We start from the raw sequence: 23,176 nt of genomic DNA, 5'->3' as shown, positions 1-23,176 counted from the left end.
GCATCCGCCGCACCCCCCTGGAAGGCGTCCGTGCTCAGGGCCGCTCTCCGCGCTTGACCTGCGGCTTGGGCAGCCGGAGCCGACGCATCTGAAGAGAGCGCATGAGGGCGTACGCCACCGCGCCCTTGCGGTTCTGGTCCGGGAAGCGCTCGCCCAGCCGCTTCCTGAGCCGGAAGCCACTGAGGATCGAGTCCAGCACGATCAGGACGATCACGACCAGCCACAGCAGCAGCGCGATGGTCTGCAGCGCGGGCACCCGCACCACGCTCAGCACCAGGATGACCACGGCCAGCGGCAGGAAGAACTCCGCCACGTTGAACCGGGAGTCGACCCACTGCCGGGCGAACTTGCGGACCGGACCCTTGTCACGGGCCGGCAGATACCGCTCGTCGCCGCTGGCCAGCGCCTGGCGCTGCCGCTCCAGCTGGACGCGGCGCTCCTCCCGCTGCCGCTTGGCGGCGTCCTTGCGGTTCGTCGGAGTGCTGGCGACGCTGCGGCGCTGGGACTGGGCCTCACTGCGCTTGGGCGTGGGCCTGCCCTTGGGGGCCTGCGGGTCACGGGGCTGCTTGGAGTCGGTCACCGTCACCTTGTCGGTGGGGGCCTTCTCTTCCTTGGCACGGCTACGGAACACAAAACCCAAGGGTACGGGGTGTCGGGGCATGGACCCCAGCCCCGTGGGGAACGATCCGGCAACACCATTCGTCTCTAGGGGGACACAGGGGACGTCGCGGACGGTTCGCTCAGGGGCACCCCGGGAGCCACCTACTCCCTACGCCGGAGCGCAGCCGTACGCAGTCGTCCTTGGGGATGAGCGCATCCGTCCCCGAACAGTGCGGTAATGGATGCAGGGCCCGTACTGTGGGTTCTGTCGCAGGATCTGTGAGCTGGAGTCCGTCAGAAGGGGGCGCGCGAAGCCCATGAGCGGTGTCATGAAGCGTATGGGGATGATCTTCCGCGCGAAGGCGAACAAGGCCCTTGACCGGGCCGAGGACCCGCGCGAGACCCTCGATTACTCGTACCAGAAGCAGCTGGAGCTGCTCCAGAAGGTCCGCCGCGGCGTCGCCGACGTGGCCACCTCCCGCAAGCGCCTGGAGCTCCAGCTCAACCAGCTCCAGTCGCAGTCGACCAAGCTGGAGGACCAGGGCCGCAAGGCGCTCGCGCTCGGCCGCGAGGACCTGGCCCGCGAGGCGCTCTCCCGCCGCGCCGCGCTCCAGCAGCAGGTGACGGACCTGGAGACCCAGCACACCACCCTCCAGGGCGAGGAGGAGAAGCTCACCCTCGCCGCCCAGCGGCTCCAGGCCAAGGTCGACGCCTTCCGTACGAAGAAGGAGACCATCAAGGCCACCTACACCGCCGCCCAGGCGCAGACCCGCATCGGCGAGGCCTTCTCCGGCATCTCCGAGGAGATGGGCGACGTCGGCCTGGCCATCCAGCGCGCCGAGGACAAGACCGCCCAGCTCCAGGCGCGGGCCGGCGCCATCGACGAGCTCCTCGCCTCCGGCGCCCTGGACGACCCCTCCGGCCTGGCCAAGGACGACCTCCAGGCCGAGCTGGACCGGATCTCCGGTGGCACGGATGTGGAGCTGGAACTCCAGCGCATGAAGGCCGAGCTGGCCGGCGGCGCGCCCCAGCAGGCGATCGAGGGCGGCACCGGCCAGGCGCAGTCCCAGCAGCCGCAGGACACCCCGCGCTTCGACAAGCAGTAGCCCGAGCGCCGACAGCCACAGCCTGGAGGGCGACATGGCCGACATGATCGTACGGATCATGGGGGAGGGGCAGGTGAGGCTGGCGGACAGCCACCTCACCGAACTGAACAAGCTCGACGACGAGCTGCTGGCCGAGATGGAGAACGGCGACGGCCCCGGCTTCCGCCGCACCCTCCAGGCCCTCCTCACCAAGGTCCGCGACCTCGGCGAGCCCGTCCCCGACGACTCCCTGGCCCCCTCCGACCTCATCCTGCCGTCACCGGACGCGACGCTGGAGGAGGTCCGGGAACTGCTGCGCGACGACGGACTGATTCCGGGCTGACCGGACTGTCCGTACTGTTCACGGTGTGAGCACCCTCGACCGCGCCAGATGCCGCCTCCAGGCACACCCCCTCGCACTGGACGCGGCACTCGCGGCGGGCGTGCTGATCTGCATGGTCGTGGGGTCCTTCGTGACCCCGCAGGACGAGAAGGACGTCGCCTGGGGCGTCCGCAGCCCCGCCCCGTTCAGCCTGCTGCTCATCACGATCGGCGCCGCGGCCCTCGTCTTCCGGCGCCGAGCCCCCAAGACGGTCCTCGCCGTCACCGGCACCGTCTCACTGATCGAGTCCGTCACCGGTGACCCCCGCGCCCCGGTCGCGATGTCCGCCGTGGTCGCCCTCTACACCGTCGCCTCGACCACCGACCGCGCCACCACCTGGCGCGCGGGCCTGCTCACCATGACCGTGCTGACCGGCGCCGCCATGCTCGCCGGCCCCCTGCCCTGGTACGCCCAGGAGAACCTCGCCATCTTCGCCTGGACCGGCATCGGCGCCACCGCCGGAGACGCCGTCCGCAGCCGCCGCGCGGTCGTCCAGGCCATCCGCGAGCGTGCCGAGCGCGCCGAACGCACCCGGGAGGAGGAGGCCCGCCGCCGGGTCGCCGAGGAACGCCTGCGCATCGCCCGCGACCTGCACGACGTCGTCGCCCACCACATCGCCCTGGTCAACGTCCAGGCCGGAGTCGCCGCCCACGTCATGGACAAGCGCCCCGACCAGGCGAAGGAGGCCCTGGCCCACGTACGCGAGGCCAGCCGCTCCGCCCTCAACGAACTCCGCGCCACCGTCGGCCTGCTGCGCCAGTCCGGCGACCCGAAGGCCCCCACCGAACCCGCCCCCGGCCTCAGCGGCCTCGAAGACCTCGCCGACACCTTCCGCAACGCCGGTCTCCGGGTCGAGGTCGCCCGCACCGACCAGGGCACCGAACTGCCCGCCGCCGTCGACCTGGCCGCGTACCGCATAATCCAGGAAGCCCTCACCAACGTGCAGAAACACGCGGGCACCGATGCCAAGGCCGAGGTCAGCGTGGTTCGCGTGGGCCCGAATATCGAGGTCACGGTGCTGGACGACGGCCGCCCCGGCGAGAACGAGCCCGCTCCCTCCGGCGGCGGCCACGGCCTCCTCGGCATGCGCGAACGCGTCACCGCCCTGCGCGGCACCCTCACCACCGGCCCCCGCTACGGCGGTGGATTCCGCGTCCATGCCATCCTGCCGATCAAGACCGGCACCGCCGCCCCGGGAGACTCCGCATGACCATCCGCGTCCTGCTCGCCGACGACCAGGCACTGCTGCGCAGCGCCTTCAGAGTGCTCGTCGACTCCGAGCCGGACATGGAGGTGGTGGGCGAGGCCTCGGACGGCGCGGAAGCCGTACGGCTGGCGACCCGGCACCGGGCCGACGTCGTACTGATGGACATCCGCATGCCGGGGACGGACGGGCTGGCGGCCACCCGGCTGATCAGCGCGGACCCCTCGCTCGGGCACGTCCGGGTGGTCATCCTGACCACGTTCGAGGTCGACGACTACGTGGTGCAGGCGCTGCGGGCCGGTGCCTCCGGCTTCCTGGGCAAGGGCTCGGAACCGGAGGAACTCCTGAACGCCATCCGGGTGGCCGCCGAGGGAGAGGCCCTCCTCTCCCCGACGGCCACCAAGGGCCTCATCGCCCGCTTCCTCGCCCAGGGCGACGCGGCCGACGACGACCACGACCCGGCCCGCGCGCAACGCCTCGCCGCGCTGACCGGGCGGGAGCGCGAGGTGCTGGTCCAGGTCGCCGGCGGCCACTCCAACGACGAGATCGCGGAACGGCTGGAGGTCAGCCCGCTGACCGTGAAGACCCACGTGAACCGGGCGATGGCCAAGCTGGGGGCCCGGGATCGGGCGCAGCTCGTGGTGATCGCCTATGAGTCGGGGCTGGTTCGGCCGCGGGCGGAGTGACGGCGCGCCTGTCCCGCCGTAAACCAGTGGTGCGGCGCCGCCGTGCGCCGTTAGCGTGCTGCCGAACCGAGTCGTCAAGCAAAGGACGTGCCGTTGTACACCCTGTGAGACCTCCCGAGAGCTGATCGGTCGCGCGTCGCGCATCTGCGCCGCGCTGCTTCTTGCTGCGGATTTCTCACTGAAACCGGTGTACTTCTGTGCTCAACATCTGGGTGGTCACGCCCACCTGCCTGCCGCTCGTTCTCCGTCGTTGCCACGCGTGCGCGTCCGAGCGCTTCCTGACGAGCGGTAAGTTCCGCGTCAACGCGAACCACAAGCTCATCGACGCCTGGCTCCTCGCGCTCTGTACCGCTTGCGGGGACACCACGAAGCTCACGGTCCTGGAGCGGGTGAACGTGCGCTCCGTACGGCCCGAACTGCTGGACCGGATGCATGACAACGACCCGGGCCTGGCAGCTGAGCTGCTCCAGGATCCGGTCGTGCGGCGCCGTAATCGCATCGCCCTCGACTGGGGCGACGCCTGGTGCCTCGACACCGGCGGACCGGACCACCTCGACCGCGAGGTGCTCGACGTCTCGGTCCGCTTCGCGGCACGGATCCCCGTCCGACCGGTGCGACTGATCGCTGAAGGCTGCGGTCTTTCACGGGCCGAGCTCGAGAGACTGATCACGGAAGGGAAGCTCGTCTCGGCGGTGCGGCTGAACAGCAGGCTCTCCGGCGACTTCACCTTCACGCTCAAGCGCTGAACCCGAAGATGCCCCTTCCGTCCAGGAAGGGGCATCTCCCGGCACAGGCGGGCAGCCGCAGGCTACGGCAGCGCCAGCATCCGCTCCAGGGCCAGCTTGGCGAACGCCTCCGTCTCCTTGTCGACCTCGATGCGGTTGACGAGGTTGCCCTCGGCGAGGGACTCCAGGGCCCAGACGAGGTGGGGGAGGTCGATGCGGTTCATGGTCGAGCAGAAGCAGACCGTCTTGTCGAGGAAGACGATCTCCTTGCCCTCGGGCGCGAAACGGTTCGCCAGGCGGCGGACCAGGTTGAGTTCCGTGCCGATGGCCCACTTGGAGCCGGCCGGGGCGGCCTCCAGGGCCTTGATGATGTACTCCGTCGAGCCGACGTAGTCGGCCGCGGCCACGACCTCGTGCTTGCACTCGGGGTGGACCAGGACGTTGACGCCGGGGATGCGGGCGCGCACGTCGTTCACCGAGTCGAGGCTGAAGCGGCCGTGGACCGAGCAGTGGCCGCGCCACAGGATCATCTTGGCGGCGCGCAGCTCGTCGGCGGTCAGTCCGCCGTTCGGCTTGTGCGGGTTGTAGACCACGCAGTCGTCCAGGGACATGCCCATGTCGCGGACGGCGGTGTTGCGGCCCAGGTGCTGGTCCGGCAGGAACAGGACCTTCTCACCTTGCTCGAACGCCCAGTCCAGGGCCCGCTTCGCGTTCGACGACGTGCAGATGGTGCCGCCGTGCTTGCCGGTGAACGCCTTGATGTCCGCGGAGGAGTTCATGTACGAGACGGGCACCACCTGCTCGGCGACACCGGCCTCCGTCAGGACGTCCCAGCACTCCGCGACCTGCTCGGCGGTCGCCATGTCGGCCATGGAGCAGCCGGCGGCGAGGTCGGGCAGGACGACCTTCTGGTCGTCGGAGGTGAGGATGTCGGCCGACTCGGCCATGAAGTGCACACCGCAGAAGACGATGTACTCGGCCTCCGGGCGCGCGGCCGCGTCCCGGGCCAGCTTGAAGGAGTCGCCCGTGACATCGGCGAACTGGATGACCTCGTCGCGCTGGTAGTGGTGGCCGAGCACGAAGACCTTGTCGCCGAGCTTCGCCTTGGCCGCGCGGGCGCGCTCGACCAGGTCGGGGTCGGACGGCGAGGGCAGGTCACCGGGGCACTCGACACCCCGCTCGCTCTTCGGGTCGGCCTGACGGCCGAGCAGCAGCAGGGCGAGCGGAGACGGCTGTACGTCGAGCTCCGGGGTCTGGGCGGTGGTCACGGCACGCACCCTTTCTGGTCTTCTCTACTTTTCGTCGAATTGACGTTATCTATCATAACCCGCTTCACGTCACTTTGACGATGGTCATTGCGTCGATGTGACGTGAATCCCGGTCGGGCGTCGGTCGGGCGCCGGCAGGCGCCGGTGAGGCGTTTTCCGCTTCGAACCGCATGTGCGAGCATGAGAAGGGAACGACAAGACAAACACTCGGCCCGGAATGAATCCGCGGCCCCGCCGGTTGCAACCGTCGGCAAGCAGTCTCCGTACAACCCGGGAGAGATGTAGATGTCCGTATCGGACGAGACCAGCACCGTCACCGACGGCATCATCCTGACCGAAGCCGCCGCGTCGAAGGTCAAGGCCCTGCTCGACCAGGAAGGCCGTGACGACCTCGCCCTGCGCGTCGCCGTCCAGCCCGGCGGCTGCTCCGGCCTGCGCTACCAGCTCTTCTTCGACGAGCGTTCGCTCGACGGCGACGTCGAGAAGGACTTCGGCGGCGTCAAGGTGGTCACCGACCGGATGAGCGCCCCGTACCTGGGCGGCGCCACCGTCGACTTCGTGGACACGATCGAGAAGCAGGGCTTCACGATCGACAACCCGAACGCGACCGGCTCCTGCGCCTGCGGCGACTCCTTCAGCTGAGTCGCGCGGCCACAGCGCACAACACGAAGGCGGCGGCCCCCTCCGACGGGGTCGCCGCCTTCGCGTGTCCGCGGACCCAGCGGGTCGGCGGGTCAGCGGGTCATGGACGACGACTTCGGCAGGCGTGCGTCCGGCCGCTCCTTCGGGATCTCCTGGCCGTCCGAGCCGACCACCTTCCGGTCGCCCAGCGGCTGGTCCAGGTGCACGGTCCGGTGGTAGACCTTGGCGATCAGCACGCAGATCTTGTTCGGCCAGGGCTTCTCGGTCACCGTGACGGTCACCTTGCCGGAGTCCTCGGCGGCCGACGCCTTGTAGTCGGCGCACACCCCGCCCTCGAACGCCACGGTCAGGTCGTCGTCCGCGACGCTGTAGCCGGTCACCGCCACGGGCTTCTCGGCCGGTGACGCCGACGACGTGCCCGACGGAGTACCCGGCTGTGTGCCCGACTGCGTGGTGCCAGGCGACGCCAGGTACTTCGGGTCGACGGCCGGGTACGTCACCGTGAAGGTGTCCGCCGCCCCCCGCGTCCGGAACAGCCAGGACGGCACCAGCGCCTGCCGGCCGTCGACGGAGTGCGCGGCCAGCCCGAACACCGCCTTCCGCACGGTGACCGTCTCCCGCGCCGGCGCCGGCACGGCCGACCCCGACACCTGCCCGCACGGCTGCTCCAGACGGTCCTTCTGCGGTACGGGAGCGGCGCAACCGCCGATGCCCATCCGGTGGTCGGTCCCGGGTGATGCGTTCAGCAAGCTCAGCGCCTTCTCGGCGCCCACGACGGGATACGTGTCCCCCTTCACCGGCGCCTTCAGCTCACCGTGGCCGCCGATCACCTGGCCCTGCTTGTCGACGGTCAGACCGGTCGTCCAGCCGTAGGTGGGCAGCCCGCCCACCACCGGGTCGGCGTTCACCACCCGCTGGGCGCCCATGACCTGGCTCGCGTCCACCTTGGCGTCGTCCTGGCCGACCGCCTTCAGCACCGGCGCCGCCGCCTTCTTCGCGGCCGACTCGCTCACCCCGTCGGTGGCCGGGTTGGCGGGGTCCTGGGTGCAGACGGTGATCTTCTTGCAGTTGTCGGTGCCGGGCGCGTACCGGCTGAACGACCAGGTGCCCGGCGCCTCCTTGTTGACCTGGAGACTCGGACCGGCCCCGTCCTTCGCGGAGCCGACCCGCCAGGTCTGCCCCTCGGCCACGGGCGTGCCGTCGACGCCCAGCGCCTTCGCCAGCCGGGCCACCTCGTCCTTGGTGACCTCGCCGCCGGCCCGGTACACCGGCGCCGAACCGGGGCCGTCGGGCAGGGTGCCGGCGGCCTTGTACGTGACGCCGTACGGGTTGGGCTCACCGGGCGCGATGCCCTCCGAGGAGCCGTCCAGGGTGAGGGGCGGGGGAGTGCCGCCGGAGGCCGCGGACCCGGTGCCGCCGACCGATGCGCCGTTCGCGGTCGCGGCGAGGTACGCCCCACCGCCCCCGACCAGCAGTACGGCGGCGGCGACGGAGGCGATGACCGCGGGGGAGCGGCGGCGGGCGGGCCGCTCGTCATCGGCCTCGCCGTGGTCCCGGGGAACCTCGTCGTCGGACAGCTCGCCCACGACCGCGGGCTCGGCGGGGGGTTCGGTGGCGGGTTCGGTGGCGGGCTCGGAGACGAGTTCGACCGCAGGCTCGGCCACGGCTCCCGGCTCGGGCGAGGCCTCCAGCCGGGGTGCGGTTTCCGGCTCGGACGCGGCGTCGGGCTCCGGCTCCGCCACCGCTGCGGATACGGCCTCCGGTTGCTCGGCCGCGGCTTCCGGCTGGGACGCCGCCTCCGGCTCAGCTGCCGCCCCGGCCGCCGCTCCTGCTTCGGCTTTCGGCGGCTCGGGGGAGGTCTCCCGCTCGGGCGCGGCCCCGGTCTTCGGAGTCCGGTTGTCCGCCGAGGCTCCCGCGCCGGTGCCCGCGGCCGCGTCGTCGTTGTCGGGTCGCTCGGTGTTCACCGCATCGCTCCTCGCTGGGTCGTATCCCGCATCCCCTCCTCGGGGGACGGCGATGGGACGCGACAGGTGAGCGAGCGGTTCCCTCGAACGGACCGGATGAATCAGTCGCCGTAGTCCGACATGGCGTCCAGCAGCCGGGCGGAGGCGACGGGGACGGTCACGCCGTGGATCAGCGACGGGGGCACGGGAACGGAGGAGTCCCGGTCCGCCACCGCCCAGTGCGGAGCCATTCGGGCGCAGTCACCGCGCAGCGACGCCAGGTCGCCGTCGAGGTCGGCCGGAACGGGGGCGTGGACCTTGAGGTTCGTCATAGCGGCACCGTAAGCATGTGAAGTCAGCGGATAAAGATCTACTATCGGGTAGTTTTCCCGTTCTCGCACCTCGGCCGGAACAGGTGGTGTGAACGGCAGGACCGGGTAGCGTGAACTGTCAAACCGCCTCCCTCAGGAGAATCCTCGCCGTGCGCATCGCAGTCACCGGCTCCATCGCCACCGACCACCTCATGACCTTCCCCGGCCGCTTCGCCGACCAGCTGGTCGCGGACCAGCTGCACACGGTCTCCCTCTCCTTCCTGGTCGACAACCTCGACGTCCGCCGTGGCGGCGTCGGCGCGAACATCGCCTTCGGCATGGGCCAGCTCGGCACCCGGCCCGTCCTGGTCGGCGCCGCCGGCTTCGACTTCGACGAGTACCGCGCCTGGTTGGAGCGGCACGGCGTGGACACCGAGTCGGTGCGCATCTCCGAGACCCTGCACACCGCCCGCTTCGTGTGCACCACCGACACCGACCACAACCAGATCGGCTCCTTCTACACCGGCGCCATGAGCGAGGCCCGGCTGATCGAGCTCAAGACCGTCGCCGACCGCGTCGGCGGCCTGGACCTCGTCCTGATCGGCGCCGACGACCCCGAGGGGATGCTCCGCCACACCGAGGAGTGCCGCTCGCGGAACATCCCGTTCGCCGCCGACTTCTCCCAGCAGATCGCCCGCATGGACGGCGAGGAGATCCGGATACTGCTGGACGGCGCGACGTACCTGTTCTCCAACGAGTACGAGAAGGGCCTCATCGAGTCCAAGACGGGCTGGACCGACGAGGAGATCCTCGCCAAGGTCGGCTACCGGGTCACCACGCTCGGCTCCCAGGGCGTCCGCATCGAACGGGCCGGTGAGGACCCGGTCGAGGTCGGCTGCCCCGAGGAGGAGCGCAAGGCCGACCCCACCGGCGTCGGCGACGCCTTCCGCGCAGGTTTCCTCTCCGGCCTCGCCTGGGGCGTCTCCCACGAGCGCGCCGCCCAGGTCGGCTGCATGCTCGCCACCCTGGTCATCGAGACGGTCGGCACCCAGGAGTACCAGCTGCGCCGCGCCCACTTCATGGACCGCTTCACCAAGGCCTACGGCCACGAGGCCGCCGCCGAGGTCCAGCAGCACCTCGTCTGACAGTCAGGCGATACGGCGGACCACGTACGCCGAACCGTGGTCCGCCGGCTCCTCACCGACGTACTCCTGCCCGCGCATCTCGCACCACGCCGGGATGTCGAGGCGGGCCGCCTCGTCGTCGGACAGGACCCGGACCGTGCCGCCCACCGGCACGTCCCCGATGACCTTCGCCAGCTCGATGACCGGGATCGGGCAGCGCTTGCCGAGCGAGTCGACGACCACCTCGTCCGGCCGTACGGCCGCCGCGGCGGGCACCGGCGCGCCGAGCTTCTCCCGCACCCCCGCCACCACGCCCGGCAGCACCGACAGGAACCGCTCGACGTCGTCCTCCGCGGTGCCCGGCGGCAGCGACACCCGGACGTTGCCCTCGCTCAGCACCCCCATCGCCCTGAGCACATGGCTGGGCGTCAGGGTGCTGCTCGTACAGGACGAACCGGACGAGACGGAGAAGCCGGCCCGGTCCAACTCGTGCAGCAGGGTCTCCCCGTCGACATAGAGACAGGAGAAGGTGACGATCCCGGGCAGCCGCAGCTCCGGATCGCCCACCACCTCCACGTCCGGCACCGACTCCGCCACCCGCGCGCGGATCCGCCGCGTCAGCTCCCGCAGCCGTGCCGCCTCCCGGTCGGCCTCCGCGCGCACCGCCCGCAGCGAGGCCGCCGCGGCCACGATCGCCGGGAGGTTCTCGAAGCCGGACGCCCGCCCCGACTCCCGCTCGTCCACCGGCCCTTGCGGCGCGAACCGCACCCCCTTGCGGACCACCAGCAGCCCGACCCCCGACGGCCCGCCCCACTTGTGCGCACTCGCCGTCAGCAGCGACCAGTCACCCTCGACCCGCCCCCACCCCAGCGACTGCGCCGCGTCCACCAGAAGCGGCACCCCCGCCGCCCGGCACACCTCGGCGACCTCCGCCACCGGCTGCACGGTCCCCACCTCGTGGTTGGCCGACTGGAGACAGGCGAGCGCGGTGTCGGGCCGGAGGGCGGACCCGTACGACTCGGCGGTCACCGCGCCCGTACGGTCCACGGCGACCTGCGTGACCGCGCCACCGCCCGCCTCATGCGTGTCCGCCGAATGGAGCACCGAGGAGTGCTCGACGGATGACACGATCAGGTGACGCCCGACCCGCCGCCGCCCCGCCAACGCCCCCGCGATCCCACTGTGCACGGCCCCGGTCCCGGAGGAGGTGAACGTCAGCTCGTCCACCCGACACCCCACAACCTCGGCGGCCGCTTCCCGCGCGGCATCCAACAACAACCGCGCCCGCCGCCCCTCCCGGTAGAGCCGAGAGGGGTCGGCCCACCCTTCATCCAGGGAGGCCAACAACGCCTGACGGGCGACGGGATGGAGAGGAACGGAGGATGCAGCGTCGAAATAGGACATACGTAAACGCTATGACGCCCCTCGGGTGCAGCGCCCCAAAGGGGCGCGAGGAACTGCGCGACCAGCCACGAAATACCCGCAGCCGCCAAACAAGCTAACCTCCCCACCCACTAGGCCCCCCTCCCCGCGACCCCCCGGAAGGCGTCCAGTAGGGTTTGGTCCGCATAAACATCAAACCCCTGCCCGACGCAGGGCGGCGACCGACCAGCGAGAAGGCCGCAGCCAACCAGCGCGGGCGAGACTCTCGGGAAGGCGCTACGTGAGTCCCAACGGCTCCGACCGCTCGCCGCGGCGCCCGATGCGGCGGAAGCTGCTGCAGGCAATGACCGCGGGCCTGGTCCTGGCGACCGCAACCGGTTGCACATACAAGGACTTCCCCCGCCTTGGCATGCCCACCCCGACCACGGAAGAGGCTCCGCGGATCCTCTCCCTGTGGCAGGGCTCCTGGGCTGCCGCGCTCGCCGTCGGCGTGCTGGTGTGGGGCCTGATCCTGTGGAGCGCCATGTTCCACCGGCGCAGCCGCACCAAGGTCGAGGTACCTCCGCAGACCCGGTACAACATGCCGATCGAGGCGCTGTACACGGTGGTACCGATCATCATCATCTCGGTGCTCTTCTACTTCACGGCCCGGGACGAGTCGAAGCTCCTCGACCTCTCCAAGAAGCCCGACGTCACCGTCAACGTCGTCGGCTTCCAGTGGAGCTGGGGCTTCAACTACATCGAGAACGTGCCCGGTTCCACCGGCAACGCCAAGACCGACCCGCAGCTGAACGCGATCCCGGACCGGTTCAAGACCGACTTCCCGGCGAACGCCGGCGGTGTCTACGACGTCGGCACGCCCGGCACGAAGAACCCGGACACCCACAACCCGGGTCCTACGCTGTGGCTGCCCAAGGGCAAGACGGTCCGCTTCGTCCTCACCTCGCGTGACGTCATCCACTCCTTCTGGGTGCTGCCGTTCCTCATGAAGCAGGACGTCATCCCGGGCCACACCAACGCCTTCCAGGTGACTCCGAACGCCTACGGCACCTTCCGGGGCAAGTGCGCCGAGCTCTGCGGCGTCGACCACTCCCGGATGCTGTTCAACGTGAAGGTCGTCTCCCCGGCGGCCTACGAGAAGCACCTCAAGGACCTCGTCAAGAAGGGGCAGACCGGTTACATTCCGGCCGGCATCGCGCAGACGCCGCACGAGAAGAACCGGGAGACGAACAACCTGTGAGCATCCTCAACGAACCCCAGGGTGCCGCGGCGGCTGACTCTTACGAGAACGAGCTGCCGGTAAGGCGCAAGCAGCCCGGCAACGTCGTGGTGAAGTGGCTGACGACCACCGACCACAAGACGATCGGCACGCTCTACCTCGTCACGTCGTTCGCGTTCTTCCTCATCGGCGGCGTCATGGCGCTGCTCATGCGCGCCGAGCTTGCCCGGCCGGGTCTGCAGTTCATGTCGAACGAGCAGTTCAACCAGGCGTTCACGATGCACGGCACGATCATGCTGCTGATGTTCGCGACGCCGCTGTTCGCCGGTTTCACGAACTGGATCATGCCGCTCCAGATCGGCGCGCCCGACGTGGCGTTCCCGCGGCTGAACATGTTCGCCTACTGGCTCTACCTGTTCGGCTCGCTGATCGCGGTGGCCGGCTTCCTCACCCCGCAGGGTGCGGCCGACTTCGGCTGGTTCGCCTACGCCCCGCTGTCGGACGCCATCCGCAGCCCCGGCGTCGGCGCCGACATGTGGATCATGGGTCTGGCCTTCTCCGGCTTCGGCACGATCCTCGGCTCGGTCAACTTCATCACCACGATCATCTGCATGCGCGCGCCCGGCATGACCATGTTCCGCATGCCGATCTTCACCTGGAACGTGCTGCTGACCGGTGTCCTGGTCCTGCTCGCCTTCCCGGTCCTGGCCGCCGCGCTGTTCGCCCTGGAGGCGGACCGCAAGTTCGGTGCCCACGTCTTCGACGCCGCCAACGGCGGATCGCTACTGTGGCAACACCTCTTCTGGTTCTTCGGCCATCCAGAGGTGTACATCATCGCGCTACCGTTCTTCGGCATCATTTCCGAGGTCATCCCGGTCTTCAGCCGCAAGCCGATGTTCGGCTACATGGGCCTGATCGCCGCGACCATCTCGATCGCCGGTCTGTCCGTGACGGTGTGGGCGCACCACATGTACGTCACCGGTGGCGTGCTCCTGCCGTTCTTCTCCTTCATGACCTTCCTGATCGCGGTCCCGACCGGTGTGAAGTTCTTCAACTGGATCGGCACCATGTGGAAGGGCTCGCTGAGCTTCGAGACCCCGATGCTGTGGGCGACCGGCTTCCTGATCACCTTCACGTTCGGTGGTCTGACCGGTGTCATCCTGGCCTCGCCGCCGATGGACTTCCACGTCTCGGACTCGTACTTCGTGGTGGCCCACTTCCACTACGTCGTCTTCGGCACCGTCGTCTTCGCGATGTTCTCCGGCTTCCACTTCTGGTGGCCGAAGTTCACCGGCAAGATGCTGGACGAGCGCCTCGGCAAGATCACCTTCTGGACGCTGTTCGTCGGCTTCCACGGCACCTTCCTGGTCCAGCACTGGCTGGGCGCCGAGGGCATGCCGCGGCGTTACGCGGACTACCTCGCGGCCGACGGCTTCACCGCCCTGAACACGGTCTCGACCATCAGCTCGTTCGTGCTCGGCCTGTCGATCCTGCCGTTCCTCTACAACGTGTGGAAGACGGCCAAGTACGGCAAGCCGGTCGGCGTCGACGACCCGTGGGGCTACGGCCGTTCGCTCGAATGGGCGACCTCCTGCCCGCCGCCGCGCCACAACTTCCTCACCCTGCCGCGGATCCGCAGCGAATCCCCGGCGTTCGACCTGCACCACCCCGAGATCGCCGCTCTTGAGCAGCTCGAGCACGCCGGCCACGGCAGCAGCAGCGCCATCGCGGGCAGCAAGGAGGCCGGCAAGTGAAGATCCAGGGCCGGATGTTCATCTGGCTGAGCTTCTTCGTCCTGATCATGGCCGTCGTGTACGGCGTGTGGTCGAAGGAGCCGGCCGGTACCACGGCGCTCTTCCTGGCCTTCGGCCTGTGCATCATGATCGGCTTCTACTTGGGCTTCACCGCCCGGCGGGTCGACGCGGGTGCCCAGGACAACAAGGAGGCCGATGTCGCGGACGACGCGGGCGAGCTGGGCTTCTTCAGCCCGCACAGCTGGCAGCCGCTCATGCTCGGCACCGGCGGTGCGATCGCCTTCCTCAGCATCGCGGTCGGCTGGTGGCTGATCTACTTCGCGGCACCGATCATCATGATCGGCCTGTTCGGCTGGGTCTTCGAGTACTACCACGGTGAGAACCGCACCCAGTAGTACGCCCAAGTCATAGCGCGCACCGGGAGCCCGGACACTCCGCAAGGAGGTCCGGGCTCCCGCCGTTCTGGCACGGCCCCGCGCACCGCCCTTCCCCCGTCCGCCACATCCAGCGCGCCCGGGTCGGCGACTCTCCTTACGTTGAGCCCATGAGCATCTCTCCGCGCACCCGCACCGTCGTCAGCTGCGCCCTGCTGATGGCCGCCCTCGGCGCGGGCGTCACCGCCTGCGGATCGGACGGCAACCCCCTGGCGGACAAGCCGTACGACGCGGCGGACCAGATCTCCTTCAGCGGCCTCACCGGCGACGGGAAGAAGGCCGACCCGGACAAGCCCCTCGAAGTCACCGCAGAGGACGACGGGCGCATCACCGACGTCACCGCCGTGGACGCCACGGGACGCTACGTGGCGGGCGAACTCGCCGCCGACGGCAGCCGGTGGCACAGCACCGCCCCGCTGGCCGCGAACGCCCATTACACGGTGCGGATCAGCACGGAGGACGAGGACGGGGCGCCCGGCCGCCGGACCCTCACCTTCGACACCAGCCTGCCCAGCACCACCAAGCGCCTGGACGTCACCTTCGGGCCCGACGCGGGCACGTATGGCGTCGGCCAGCCTGTCACGGCGAAGCTGAGCCAGGACATCAAGGACAAGGCGCAGCGGGCCGTCGTGGAACGCGCCCTCAGGGTCGACTCCATCCCGGCCGTGGCCGGCTCCTGGTACTGGGTGAGCGCCAAGGAACTCCACTACCGCCCCAAGGACTACTGGCCCGCGCACGCCACCCTCCACGTGCACAGCAACCTGGACGGCGTGCGGATCGGCGACCGCCTCCTGGGCGGCACCGCCAAGCCCCTGACGCTCACCATCGGCGACCGGATCGAGGCCGTCACGGACGCGTCGGCCCACCAGATGACCGTCTACAAGAACGGCGCGGTGATCAACGAGATCCCCGTCACCACCGGAAAGCCCGGCTTCGAGACCCGCAACGGCGTCAAGGTCGTACTGGAGAAGCAGCAGTACGTACGCATGCGCGGCAGCACCGTCGGCATCGCCGAGGGCACCTCCGACTCGTACGACCTACCGGTCTACTACGCCACCCGCGTCACCTGGTCGGGTGAGTACGTGCACGCCGCCCCCTGGTCCGTCGGCTCCCAGGGCTACGCGAACGTCAGCCACGGCTGCACGGGCATGAGCACGTCCAACGCGGAGTGGTTCTTCGACACCATCCACCCGGGTGACATCGTCAAGGTCGTCAACTCGGGCGGCCACACGATGGAGCCCTTCGGCAACGGCTTCGGCGACTGGAACGTCGACTGGAACAAGTGGCGCACCGGCAGCGTCCTGACCAACGGCAAGCCCGACGGCCCGGCCCCACAGGACGCGCTGAGGCTCCAGCCGACGGCGATCTGAGGTCCGGAGCGCGGGGCCGCGCCCCGAGCCGTCAGGCGCTCAGCAGCTTCTTCTTCCGCAGCAGGGAGGCCAGCGCCGAGGCGAACTCCACCGGGTCGACCGGCAGCGTCACCGCCGCGTCGGCCCGGCTCCACGTCGCCAGCCAGGCGTCCTGCGGGCGCCCGATCAGCAGCAGCACCGGCGGACAGTCGAAGATCTCGTCCTTGATCTGCCGGCACATCCCCATGCCCCCCATGGGCACGGCCTCGCCGTCCAGGACGCAGACGTCGATGCCGCCCTTGTCCAGCTCGGCGAGTACCGCGGCGGGCGTCGCGCACTCCAGGAACTCCACCACGGGCGCGTCCGGGGCCGGCCGGCGCCCGGTGGCGAGCCGGACCTGCTCGCGGGTGTTGGAGTCGTCGCTGTAGACCAGCACCGTGGCGGTCGGCTGCATGGTTCCTCCGATACACAGGGCGTACGCCGTCGTACGAACAGGACCGATGCGGCGGATGCTACCCCCTCCGACACCCCGTCAACACTGGTCCGGACACGACTTCGAACGACCGCCTGATGGGCCATACGGGCACTGCACACCCTGCGAACACTCCGAACGGCACCCCCCGGAGTGAGGGCGAGATAAGCGACCGACATAATGTCGGTCGTGGCGACAGCAACGACAGTAGAAACCGGGCACGCGCACCCGTCGGTCAACCGGCCGAACCTCACCAGCGTCGGAACCATCATCTGGCTGAGTTCCGAGCTGATGTTCTTCGCGGCCCTCTTCGCGATGTACTTCACCCTGCGATCGGTGACGGGTCCCGATCACTGGAAGGAGATGGCCTCCAGCCTGAACCTTCCGTTCTCGGCGACGAACACCACGATCCTGGTGCTCTCCTCCCTCACCTGCCAGCTCGGCGTGTTCGCGGCCGAGCGCGGTGATGTGAAGAAGCTCCGGGGCTGGTTCATCGTCACGTTCGTGATGGGTGCGATCTTCATCGGCGGCCAGATCTTCGAGTACACCGAGCTGGTGAAGAAGGACGGGCTCTCGCTCTCCTCCGACCCGTACGGCTCGGTGTTCTACCTGACCACCGGCTTCCACGGCCTGCACGTGACGGGCGGTCTCATCGCCTTCCTGCTGGTCCTCGGCCGCACCTACGCGGCGAAGAGGTTCACGCACGAGCAGGCCACCGCCGCGATCGTCGTGTCCTACTACTGGCACTTCGTCGATGTCGTCTGGATCGGTCTCTTCGCCACGATCTACCTGATCAAGTAGCCGGGACCGCTCCCGAACATCCAGAAGCATCGACGCAGAAGATCCTGACACCGGGGTAATCCGTGAAAAAGCTCTCCGCACGACGACGCCATCCGCTGGCGGCGGTCGTCGTCCTACTCCTCGCGCTGGCGGCCACTGGGGGGCTGTACGCCGCGTTCGCGCCCGCGAGCAAGGCGCAGGCCGACGAGTCCTCCCAGTCCCTGACCATCGAAGAGGGCAAGAAGCTCTACGAGGTCGGTTGCGCCAGCTGCCACGGCACCGGTGGCCAGGGCTCCTCCGACGGGCCGAGCCTGGTGGGCGTGGGCGCCGCGGCCGTCGACTTCCAGGTCGGCACCGGCCGCATGCCGGCCGCCACCTCCCAGGGCGCGCAGGTCCCGAAGAAGAAGAACATCTACACCCAGGCCCAGATCGACCAGCTGGCGGCGTTCATCGCCTCCCTGGGCGCCGGCCCGAACGTGCCGACCTCGGAGCAGTACAACCCGAGCGACGGCGACATCGCCAAGGGCGGCGAGCTGTTCCGCACCAACTGCGCGCAGTGCCACAACTTCACCGGCAAGGGTGGTGCGCTGACCAAGGGCAAGTTCGCCCCGTCCCTGGAGGGCGTCGACCCGAAGCACATCTACGAGGCCATGCAGACCGGCCCGCAGAACATGCCGTCCTTCCCCGACACCACCCTGTCGGAGAAGAACAAGAAGGACATCATCGCGTACCTGCACGCGGTCAACGGCGATGAGACGACGAACCCCGGCGGTCTGGAGCTGGGCGGCCTCGGGCCGGTCAGCGAGGGTCTGTTCGCGTGGATCTTCGGTCTCGGCGCACTTGTCGCGGTCGCCGTCTGGGTCGCCGCTCGGACCGCAAAGGCCAAGAAGTCATGAGTAGCCAAGACATTCCAGAAGAGAACCTGCCCGCCGAGCAGGACACCACGCACGGCGCCGTGGACGTCGCGGACGAGAAGAACCCGTTCGCCGACCCCGGGCTGCCGCCGCACGAGCACCGGATCCAGGACATCGACGAGCGGGCCGCCAGGCGGTCCGAGCGCATGGTCGCCCTGCTGTTCACGGTGTCGATGCTGGCCACCATCGGCTTCATCGCGTCCTACGTGACGATCCCGGCCGACAAGAACATCTTCGTCTTCCCGATCGGCCACATCAGCGCGCTCAACTTCGCGCTGGGCCTGTGCCTCGGTACGGCGCTGTTCACCATCGGCGCGGGCGCGGTCCACTGGGCCCGCACCCTGATGTCCGACGTGGAGGTCGCCGACGAGCGCCACCCGATCTCGGCCTCGCCCGAGACCCGGGCGAAGGTCCACGCGGACTTCAAGCTGGGCGCCAAGGAGTCGGCGATCGGCCGCCGCAAGCTGATCCGCAACACGATGCTCGGCGCGCTCACCCTGGTGCCGCTCTCCGGCGTCGTCCTGCTGCGCGACCTCGGCCCGCTGCCCGAGTCCAAGCTCCGCCACACGCTGTGGTCCAAGGGCAAGCTGCTGGTCAACATGAACACCAACCAGCCGCTGCGCCCCGAGGACGTTCAGGTCGGTTCCCTCACCTTCGCCAAGCCCGAGGGCCTGGAGGAGGCGCAGGAGGACTTCCAGAACGAGATCGCCAAGGCGGCCCTGATGATCATCCGGCTCCAGCCGGACAACATCAAGGACAAGCGCGAGCTCGAGTGGTCGCACGAGGGCATCGTCGCGTACTCGAAGATCTGCACCCACGTCGGTTGCCCGATCTCGCTGTACGAGCAGCAGACGCACCACGTGCTGTGCCCGTGCCACCAGTCCACCTTCGACCTCTCCGACGGTGCCCGAGTGATCTTCGGCCCCGCCGGTCACGCCCTGCCCCAGCTCCGCATCGGCGTGAACGGAGACGGTTACCTCCAGGCGCTCGGCGACTTCGAGGAGCCCGTCGGTCCTGCATTCTGGGAGCGCGGATGAGTACTTCAGCCAACGAACAGCCCCGCACCCGCGGGAAGGCACCGGCCGGCGAGCGCGTCGCCGACTGGGCCGACGGCCGGCTCGGGATCTACTCCCTGGCCAAGGCCAACATGCGCAAGATCTTCCCCGACCACTGGTCGTTCATGTTGGGTGAGGTCTGCCTCTACAGCTTCCTCATCATCATCCTCACGGGTGTGTACCTGACGCTGTTCTTCCACCCGTCGATGAACGAGGTGGAGTACCACGGCAGCTACGTCCCGCTCCAGGGCCAGCTGATGAGCGAGGCGTTCAGCTCGACCCTGCACATCTCCTTCGACGTGCGCGGTGGTCTGCTCATCCGGCAGATCCACCACTGGGCCGCCCTGATCTTCCTGGCCGGCATGTTCGTGCACATGATGCGCGTGTTCTTCACCGGCGCGTTCCGCAAGCCGCGTGAGATCAACTGGCTCTTCGGCTTCCTGCTGTTCGTCCTGGGCATGTTCACCGGCTTCACCGGTTACTCGCTCCCGGACGACCTGCTCTCCGGCACCGGTGTCCGCTTCACCGAGGGCGCGATCCTGTCCATGCCGATCGTCGGCACGTACATCTCGTTCTTCCTCTTCGGCGGCGAGTTCCCCGGCCACGACTTCGTGGCCCGGTTCTACTCGATCCACATCCTGCTGCTGCCGGGCATCATGCTCGGCCTGGTCGTCGGCCACCTGATCCTGGTCTTCTACCACAAGCACACGCAGTTCGCGGGTCCCGGCAAGACCAACAAGAACGTCGTCGGCATGCCGCTGCTGCCGGTCTACATGGCCAAGGCCGGAGGCTTCTTCTTCCTGGTCTTCGGTGTCATCGCGGCCATCGCGGCGGTCGCCCAGATCAACCCGATCTGGGCCATGGGCCCCTACCGTCCGGACCAGGTGTCCACCGGCGCCCAGCCCGACTGGTACATGGGCTTCGCCGAGGGTCTCGTCCGCTACATGCCGGGCTGGGAGATCAACCTCTGGGGTCACACGCTCGTCCTGGGCGTGTTCATCCCGCTGGTCCTCTTCGGTGTCGTGCTGGCGGCCATCGCGGTCTACCCGTTCATCGAGTCCTGGGTCACCGGCGACAAGAGCGAGCACCACATCCTGGACCGCCCGCGCAACGCCCCGACCCGTACCGGGTTCGGCGTCGCCTGGGTCACCGTGTACATGATCGGTCTGGTCGGCGGTGGCAACGACCTGTGGGCCACCCACTTCCACCTGTCGATCAACGCGGTCACCTGGTTCGTCCGGATCGGCTTCTTCGTCGGACCGGTCGTCGCGTTCATCGTCACCAAGCGGATCTGCCTCGGCCTCCAGCGCCGTGACCGTGACAAGGTGCTGCACGGCCGGGAGACCGGCATCATCAAGCGCCTGCCGCACGGTGAGTTCATCGAGGTCCACGAGCCGCTCAGCCAGGAGCAGCTGCACACCCTCACGGCTCACAACCAGTACGCGCCGGCCGAGATCGGCCCGACGGTCGACGAGAACGGCGTCGAGCGGAAGATCAAGGGTTCCGAGAAGCTGCGCGCCAAGCTCAGCAACGCCTACTACGGCGAGGACAACCAGATCCCGAAGCCGACCGTCGAGGAGTACAAGGAGATCACGAGCGGCCACGGCCACCACTGATCGCTGCGCACGCCACGCCACGCGCGAAGGGCCCCGTCCGGTGTTCGGACGGGGCCCTTCGCCTTGCCCCGGGGCTGGATAGGGTGGCAGCACACTCTGTCTCGACGACGACACACTCCTCTGCGACGACAGATTCCTCTACGACGACCAGGAGCGGCTGATGAGCGCTGTGACCCCCGCTGGAGGCGACACCGCGGCGGGCCGTTCCTGGCCCGAGGTACTGAACGCCCTGCTGTACGGCCGGGACCAGAGCGCCGACGCGACGGCATGGGCGATGGACCAGATCATGCGCGGCGAGGCCACCGACGCGCAGATCGCCGGCTTCGTGGTGGCGCTGCGCGCCAAGGGCGAGACCGTCGAGGAGATCACCGGTGTGGTCCGGGCGATGTACGAGCACGCCAACGTGATCGAGGTGTCGGGCCGCACGGTCGACATCGTGGGCACGGGCGGCGACGGCGCGAAGACGGTGAACATCTCCACGATGTCGGCGCTCGTGGTGGCCGGCACGGGCGCGAAGGTCGTCAAGCACGGCAACCGGGCGGCCTCCTCGGCGTCGGGCTCCTCCGACGTCCTGGAGAAGCTGGGCGTCAATCTGGACCTGACGCCGCAGCGGGTGGCGGAGGTCGCGGAGGAGGCGGGCATCACCTTCTGCTTCGCGGTGAAGTTCCACCCGGCGCTGCGCCATGTGGCCGCCGCGCGCGGCCAGCTGGGCATCCGTACGGTCTTCAACGCCCTCGGACCGCTGACCAACCCGGCGAAGGTGAAGGCCCAGGCGGTAGGCGTCGCGGACCCCCGGCTGGCGCCGATGATCGCGGGTGTCCTGGCCGAACGCGGCAACTCCTCCCTCGTCTTCCGCGGCGACGACGGCCTCGACGAGCTGACCACGACGTCCACGTCCCACGTCTGGGTGGTGCGCGACGGCAAGGTCGCCGAGGAGCGCTTCGACCCGCGTGACGTCGGCATCGAGCTGGTGCCGGTGGAGGCCCTGCGCGGCGGTGACCCGTCGTACAACGCCGAGGTCGCCCTGCGGCTCCTCGACGGCGAGACGGGCCCCGTACGGGACGCCGTCCTGCTGAACTCGGCGGCGGCCCTGGTGGCCCTGGACCCGACCCAGGAGCCCCTGGCCGAGCAGCTCCGCGCCGGGATGCGCAGGGCGGCCGAGTCGATCGACTCCGGCTCGGCCAGACGGACCCTGGACCGCTGGGTGGCCGCGAGCAACGCGTGACCCGGGTGGCCGCGGGAGTACAGTGAAGACGTGGTAGCTCTCCCGCGGCCGCTCCGCCTGACCCTGCGGTGTCCGGGAGGGGCCGCGAGGAGCGAGGCATGATCCACTCAGCCGATATCCGCGAGTGGCGCAACCGCGACGTGATCGATCCCAGAGGCCGCAAGATCGGGGCCCTCGAAGCGGTCTACGTGGACACCACCGACGACACGCCCGCGATGGTCACCGTCCGCACCGGGATGCCGACCCGGCACCGGCTCGTCTTCGTCCCGCTCGACGAGGCGACCCTCGGACCCGGTTACGTGCGGGTGGCCCATCCCCGTGGGCAGGTGAAGAAGTCGCCGTCGATCGGCATGGACGACGTCCTGCCGGCCGAACGGGAACACGAGATCTTCGAACACTACGACAGGCCCTACGAGGGCGGTGCCGCACGCGGGCGCCGTCTCGCGCGGGGTTGAGCGGCCCGGTCGGAGGATGTGGTCACCCATGGCGCTCTTCCTGTTCCTGATCCTTGCGGCGGTCATCCTGGGACTCATCGGCGTGGCGGCGAACGGGTTGTTCTACCTCCTGGTCATCGGCGCGGTCTTGTTCGTGGCCGACCTCGTGTTCTTCGGTGTGCGCTGGTCCCGGCGCTCGCACCGGCACCACTTCGTCCGGTGACCCCGGCGCCGGGCGGGCGTCCCGGGATCCGGACACGAGTTGCGGGCCGTTGATCGGCTCGCGTACGTTCTTTCGCAGGTCATGAGTGACAGTCATGAGGCCCCGGCCGACTGTCCGGCAACCCTCCGTCCGTGGCGGGGTGCCCCGGGTGAAGACCAGGCCGCAGGCAGCGAGGTCTGCGGCAAGCGCGGACCCCTCACACGCCAGGGGTCCTGGTCATCGAGGGAGCCTTCCGTGAGCAAGCGAATGCGATAGGGCGTCGAGCCCCGCCTCCGCACACCCCTTTCACCTTGTCGGCGCTGGAGCACCCGTTCGCTCGCGTCGGTGATTTCCGCCTGCTTTCACGGG

Annotated in this window: 24 protein-coding genes and 1 riboswitch; of the genes, 18 read left to right on the top strand and 6 right to left on the bottom strand. The window is 69.2% G+C overall.

Features of this window, described 5'->3' with window-relative positions:
- Positions 1–34: 34 nt before the first annotated feature.
- Positions 35–661: a DUF3043 domain-containing protein gene (locus ACFY01_RS09545; protein ID WP_390735101.1), complete on the bottom strand. Its 627-nt coding sequence runs from the start codon at positions 659–661 to the stop codon at positions 35–37.
- Between the two features lie 268 nt (positions 662–929).
- Between ACFY01_RS09545 and ACFY01_RS09540 the strand changes: the two genes are divergently transcribed.
- The 5 genes from ACFY01_RS09540 to ACFY01_RS09520 all read left to right on the top strand — a co-directional run bounded on the left by ACFY01_RS09540 (position 930) and on the right by ACFY01_RS09520 (position 4,703).
- On the top strand, positions 930–1,706 hold the full coding sequence (locus tag ACFY01_RS09540) for a PspA/IM30 family protein (protein WP_390735100.1): 777 nt from the start codon (positions 930–932) through the stop codon (positions 1,704–1,706).
- 43 nt (positions 1,707–1,749) lie between these two features.
- A complete protein-coding gene (locus tag ACFY01_RS09535; RefSeq protein ID WP_390735280.1) occupies positions 1,750–2,028 on the top strand; it encodes a hypothetical protein in 279 nt (92 codons plus the stop codon).
- Positions 2,029–2,053: 25 nt separating this feature from the next.
- A complete protein-coding gene (locus ACFY01_RS09530; RefSeq protein ID WP_390735099.1) occupies positions 2,054–3,277 on the top strand; it encodes a sensor histidine kinase in 1,224 nt (407 codons plus the stop codon).
- Positions 3,274–3,957, top strand: a complete 684-nt coding sequence (locus ACFY01_RS09525) for a response regulator (protein ID WP_390735098.1) — start codon at positions 3,274–3,276, stop codon at positions 3,955–3,957. The genes ACFY01_RS09530 and ACFY01_RS09525 overlap by 4 nt, the downstream gene beginning before the upstream one ends.
- Before the next feature lie 197 nt (positions 3,958–4,154).
- Positions 4,155–4,703 carry a DUF1062 domain-containing protein gene (locus ACFY01_RS09520; protein WP_390735097.1) on the top strand — a complete coding sequence of 183 codons (549 nt, stop codon included), beginning with the start codon at positions 4,155–4,157 and terminating at the stop codon, positions 4,701–4,703.
- Between the two features lie 62 nt (positions 4,704–4,765).
- Here ACFY01_RS09520 and nadA read toward each other — a convergent pair whose 3' ends face one another.
- Positions 4,766–5,950, bottom strand: coding sequence for a quinolinate synthase NadA (gene nadA, locus ACFY01_RS09515; protein WP_390735096.1), 1,185 nt, complete (start codon positions 5,948–5,950; stop codon positions 4,766–4,768).
- A 285-nt stretch (positions 5,951–6,235) separates the two neighbouring features.
- Between nadA and ACFY01_RS09510 the strand changes: the two genes are divergently transcribed.
- Positions 6,236–6,592, top strand: a complete 357-nt coding sequence (locus tag ACFY01_RS09510) for a HesB/IscA family protein (RefSeq protein ID WP_390735095.1) — start codon at positions 6,236–6,238, stop codon at positions 6,590–6,592.
- Positions 6,593–6,684: 92 nt separating this feature from the next.
- On the opposite strand, the gene ACFY01_RS09505 is transcribed toward ACFY01_RS09510, so the two are convergent.
- Both ACFY01_RS09505 and ACFY01_RS09500 read right to left on the bottom strand, forming a co-directional pair.
- Positions 6,685–8,556, bottom strand: coding sequence for a hypothetical protein (locus ACFY01_RS09505; protein WP_390735094.1), 1,872 nt, complete (start codon positions 8,554–8,556; stop codon positions 6,685–6,687).
- A gap of 101 nt (positions 8,557–8,657) precedes the next feature.
- Positions 8,658–8,867, bottom strand: a complete 210-nt coding sequence (locus tag ACFY01_RS09500; RefSeq protein WP_390735093.1) for a hypothetical protein — start codon at positions 8,865–8,867, stop codon at positions 8,658–8,660.
- Positions 8,868–9,016: 149 nt separating this feature from the next.
- Here ACFY01_RS09500 and ACFY01_RS09495 point away from each other — a divergent pair, with 149 nt between their 5' ends.
- Positions 9,017–9,991, top strand: a complete 975-nt coding sequence (locus ACFY01_RS09495) for a carbohydrate kinase family protein (RefSeq protein WP_390735092.1) — start codon at positions 9,017–9,019, stop codon at positions 9,989–9,991.
- 3 nt (positions 9,992–9,994) lie between these two features.
- Here ACFY01_RS09495 and ACFY01_RS09490 read toward each other — a convergent pair whose 3' ends face one another.
- Positions 9,995–11,374: a cysteine desulfurase/sulfurtransferase TusA family protein gene (locus tag ACFY01_RS09490; RefSeq protein ID WP_390735091.1), complete on the bottom strand. Its 1,380-nt coding sequence runs from the start codon at positions 11,372–11,374 to the stop codon at positions 9,995–9,997.
- Positions 11,375–11,633: 259 nt separating this feature from the next.
- On the opposite strand from ACFY01_RS09490, the gene coxB reads away from it, so the two are divergent.
- From coxB to ACFY01_RS09470, 4 genes are all read left to right on the top strand, one after another.
- Positions 11,634–12,593, top strand: coding sequence for a cytochrome c oxidase subunit II (coxB, locus tag ACFY01_RS09485; protein ID WP_390735090.1), 960 nt, complete (start codon positions 11,634–11,636; stop codon positions 12,591–12,593).
- Complete coding sequence (gene ctaD, locus ACFY01_RS09480; protein ID WP_390735089.1) at positions 12,590–14,326, top strand: cytochrome c oxidase subunit I; 1,737 nt, start codon at positions 12,590–12,592, stop codon at positions 14,324–14,326. The genes coxB and ctaD overlap by 4 nt, the downstream gene beginning before the upstream one ends.
- Complete coding sequence (locus ACFY01_RS09475) at positions 14,323–14,721, top strand: cytochrome c oxidase subunit 4 (protein WP_361816501.1); 399 nt, start codon at positions 14,323–14,325, stop codon at positions 14,719–14,721. Before ctaD ends, ACFY01_RS09475 begins: the two co-directional genes overlap by 4 nt.
- Before the next feature lie 149 nt (positions 14,722–14,870).
- The gene (locus ACFY01_RS09470) at positions 14,871–16,130 is read left to right on the top strand and encodes an Ig-like domain-containing protein (protein WP_390735088.1); all 1,260 of its coding nucleotides are present in this window, start codon (positions 14,871–14,873) and stop codon (positions 16,128–16,130) included.
- A 31-nt stretch (positions 16,131–16,161) separates the two neighbouring features.
- Here the strand turns inward: ACFY01_RS09470 and ACFY01_RS09465 are convergent, their stop codons facing one another.
- Positions 16,162–16,563, bottom strand: coding sequence for a hypothetical protein (locus ACFY01_RS09465; RefSeq protein WP_390735087.1), 402 nt, complete (start codon positions 16,561–16,563; stop codon positions 16,162–16,164).
- Between the two features lie 198 nt (positions 16,564–16,761).
- Here ACFY01_RS09465 and ACFY01_RS09460 point away from each other — a divergent pair, with 198 nt between their 5' ends.
- From ACFY01_RS09460 to ACFY01_RS09430, 7 genes are all read left to right on the top strand, one after another.
- Complete coding sequence (locus tag ACFY01_RS09460) at positions 16,762–17,382, top strand: heme-copper oxidase subunit III (protein WP_132850863.1); 621 nt, start codon at positions 16,762–16,764, stop codon at positions 17,380–17,382.
- 62 nt (positions 17,383–17,444) lie between these two features.
- A complete protein-coding gene (locus ACFY01_RS09455) occupies positions 17,445–18,257 on the top strand; it encodes a c-type cytochrome (RefSeq protein ID WP_390735086.1) in 813 nt (270 codons plus the stop codon).
- Positions 18,254–19,312 (top strand): Rieske 2Fe-2S domain-containing protein, encoded by a 1,059-nt coding sequence (locus tag ACFY01_RS09450; RefSeq protein ID WP_390735085.1) that lies wholly within the window; start codon positions 18,254–18,256, stop codon positions 19,310–19,312. Before ACFY01_RS09455 ends, ACFY01_RS09450 begins: the two co-directional genes overlap by 4 nt.
- The gene (locus tag ACFY01_RS09445) at positions 19,309–20,946 is read left to right on the top strand and encodes a cytochrome bc complex cytochrome b subunit (RefSeq protein WP_390735084.1); all 1,638 of its coding nucleotides are present in this window, start codon (positions 19,309–19,311) and stop codon (positions 20,944–20,946) included. The genes ACFY01_RS09450 and ACFY01_RS09445 overlap by 4 nt, the downstream gene beginning before the upstream one ends.
- Before the next feature lie 160 nt (positions 20,947–21,106).
- Entirely contained in the window at positions 21,107–22,171 is a 1,065-nt protein-coding gene (gene trpD / locus ACFY01_RS09440) for an anthranilate phosphoribosyltransferase (protein WP_390735083.1), read from the top strand.
- 98 nt (positions 22,172–22,269) lie between these two features.
- A complete protein-coding gene (locus ACFY01_RS09435) occupies positions 22,270–22,626 on the top strand; it encodes a PRC-barrel domain-containing protein (protein WP_390735082.1) in 357 nt (118 codons plus the stop codon).
- Between the two features lie 28 nt (positions 22,627–22,654).
- Entirely contained in the window at positions 22,655–22,828 is a 174-nt protein-coding gene (locus ACFY01_RS09430) for a hypothetical protein (RefSeq protein WP_390735081.1), read from the top strand.
- 77 nt (positions 22,829–22,905) lie between these two features.
- Positions 22,906–23,022: riboswitch (SAM riboswitch) on the top strand.
- Positions 23,023–23,176: the final 154 nt, after the last annotated feature.

The sequence above is a fragment of the Streptomyces sp. NPDC001480 genome (assembly GCF_042894725.1).
Lineage (GTDB): Bacteria > Actinomycetota > Actinomycetes > Streptomycetales > Streptomycetaceae > Streptomyces.
The sequence above is the reverse complement of the archived record's forward strand: the minus strand, read 5'-3'. Positions and strand labels throughout refer to the sequence as shown.

Bases quoted from the DNA above. Each gene is read 5' to 3' on its own strand.
- ACFY01_RS09545 (WP_390735101.1), bottom strand. From the start codon at position 661: ATGCCCCGACACCCCGTACCCTTGGGTTTTGTGTTCCGTAGCCGTGCC.
- ACFY01_RS09540 (WP_390735100.1), top strand. From the start codon at position 930: ATGAAGCGTATGGGGATGATCTTCCGCGCGAAGGCGAACAAGGCCCTT.
- ACFY01_RS09535 (WP_390735280.1), top strand. From the start codon at position 1,750: ATGATCGTACGGATCATGGGGGAGGGGCAGGTGAGGCTGGCGGACAGC.
- ACFY01_RS09525 (WP_390735098.1), top strand. From the start codon at position 3,274: ATGACCATCCGCGTCCTGCTCGCCGACGACCAGGCACTGCTGCGCAGC.
- ACFY01_RS09510 (WP_390735095.1), top strand. From the start codon at position 6,236: ATGTCCGTATCGGACGAGACCAGCACCGTCACCGACGGCATCATCCTG.
- ACFY01_RS09500 (WP_390735093.1), bottom strand. From the start codon at position 8,867: ATGACGAACCTCAAGGTCCACGCCCCCGTTCCGGCCGACCTCGACGGC.
- ACFY01_RS09490 (WP_390735091.1), bottom strand. From the start codon at position 11,374: ATGTCCTATTTCGACGCTGCATCCTCCGTTCCTCTCCATCCCGTCGCC.
- ACFY01_RS09470 (WP_390735088.1), top strand. From the start codon at position 14,871: ATGAGCATCTCTCCGCGCACCCGCACCGTCGTCAGCTGCGCCCTGCTG.
- ACFY01_RS09465 (WP_390735087.1), bottom strand. From the start codon at position 16,563: ATGCAGCCGACCGCCACGGTGCTGGTCTACAGCGACGACTCCAACACC.
- ACFY01_RS09460 (WP_132850863.1), top strand. From the start codon at position 16,762: ATGTCGGTCGTGGCGACAGCAACGACAGTAGAAACCGGGCACGCGCAC.
- ACFY01_RS09450 (WP_390735085.1), top strand. From the start codon at position 18,254: ATGAGTAGCCAAGACATTCCAGAAGAGAACCTGCCCGCCGAGCAGGAC.
- ACFY01_RS09445 (WP_390735084.1), top strand. From the start codon at position 19,309: ATGAGTACTTCAGCCAACGAACAGCCCCGCACCCGCGGGAAGGCACCG.
- trpD (WP_390735083.1), top strand. From the start codon at position 21,107: ATGAGCGCTGTGACCCCCGCTGGAGGCGACACCGCGGCGGGCCGTTCC.
- ACFY01_RS09435 (WP_390735082.1), top strand. From the start codon at position 22,270: ATGATCCACTCAGCCGATATCCGCGAGTGGCGCAACCGCGACGTGATC.
- ACFY01_RS09430 (WP_390735081.1), top strand. From the start codon at position 22,655: ATGGCGCTCTTCCTGTTCCTGATCCTTGCGGCGGTCATCCTGGGACTC.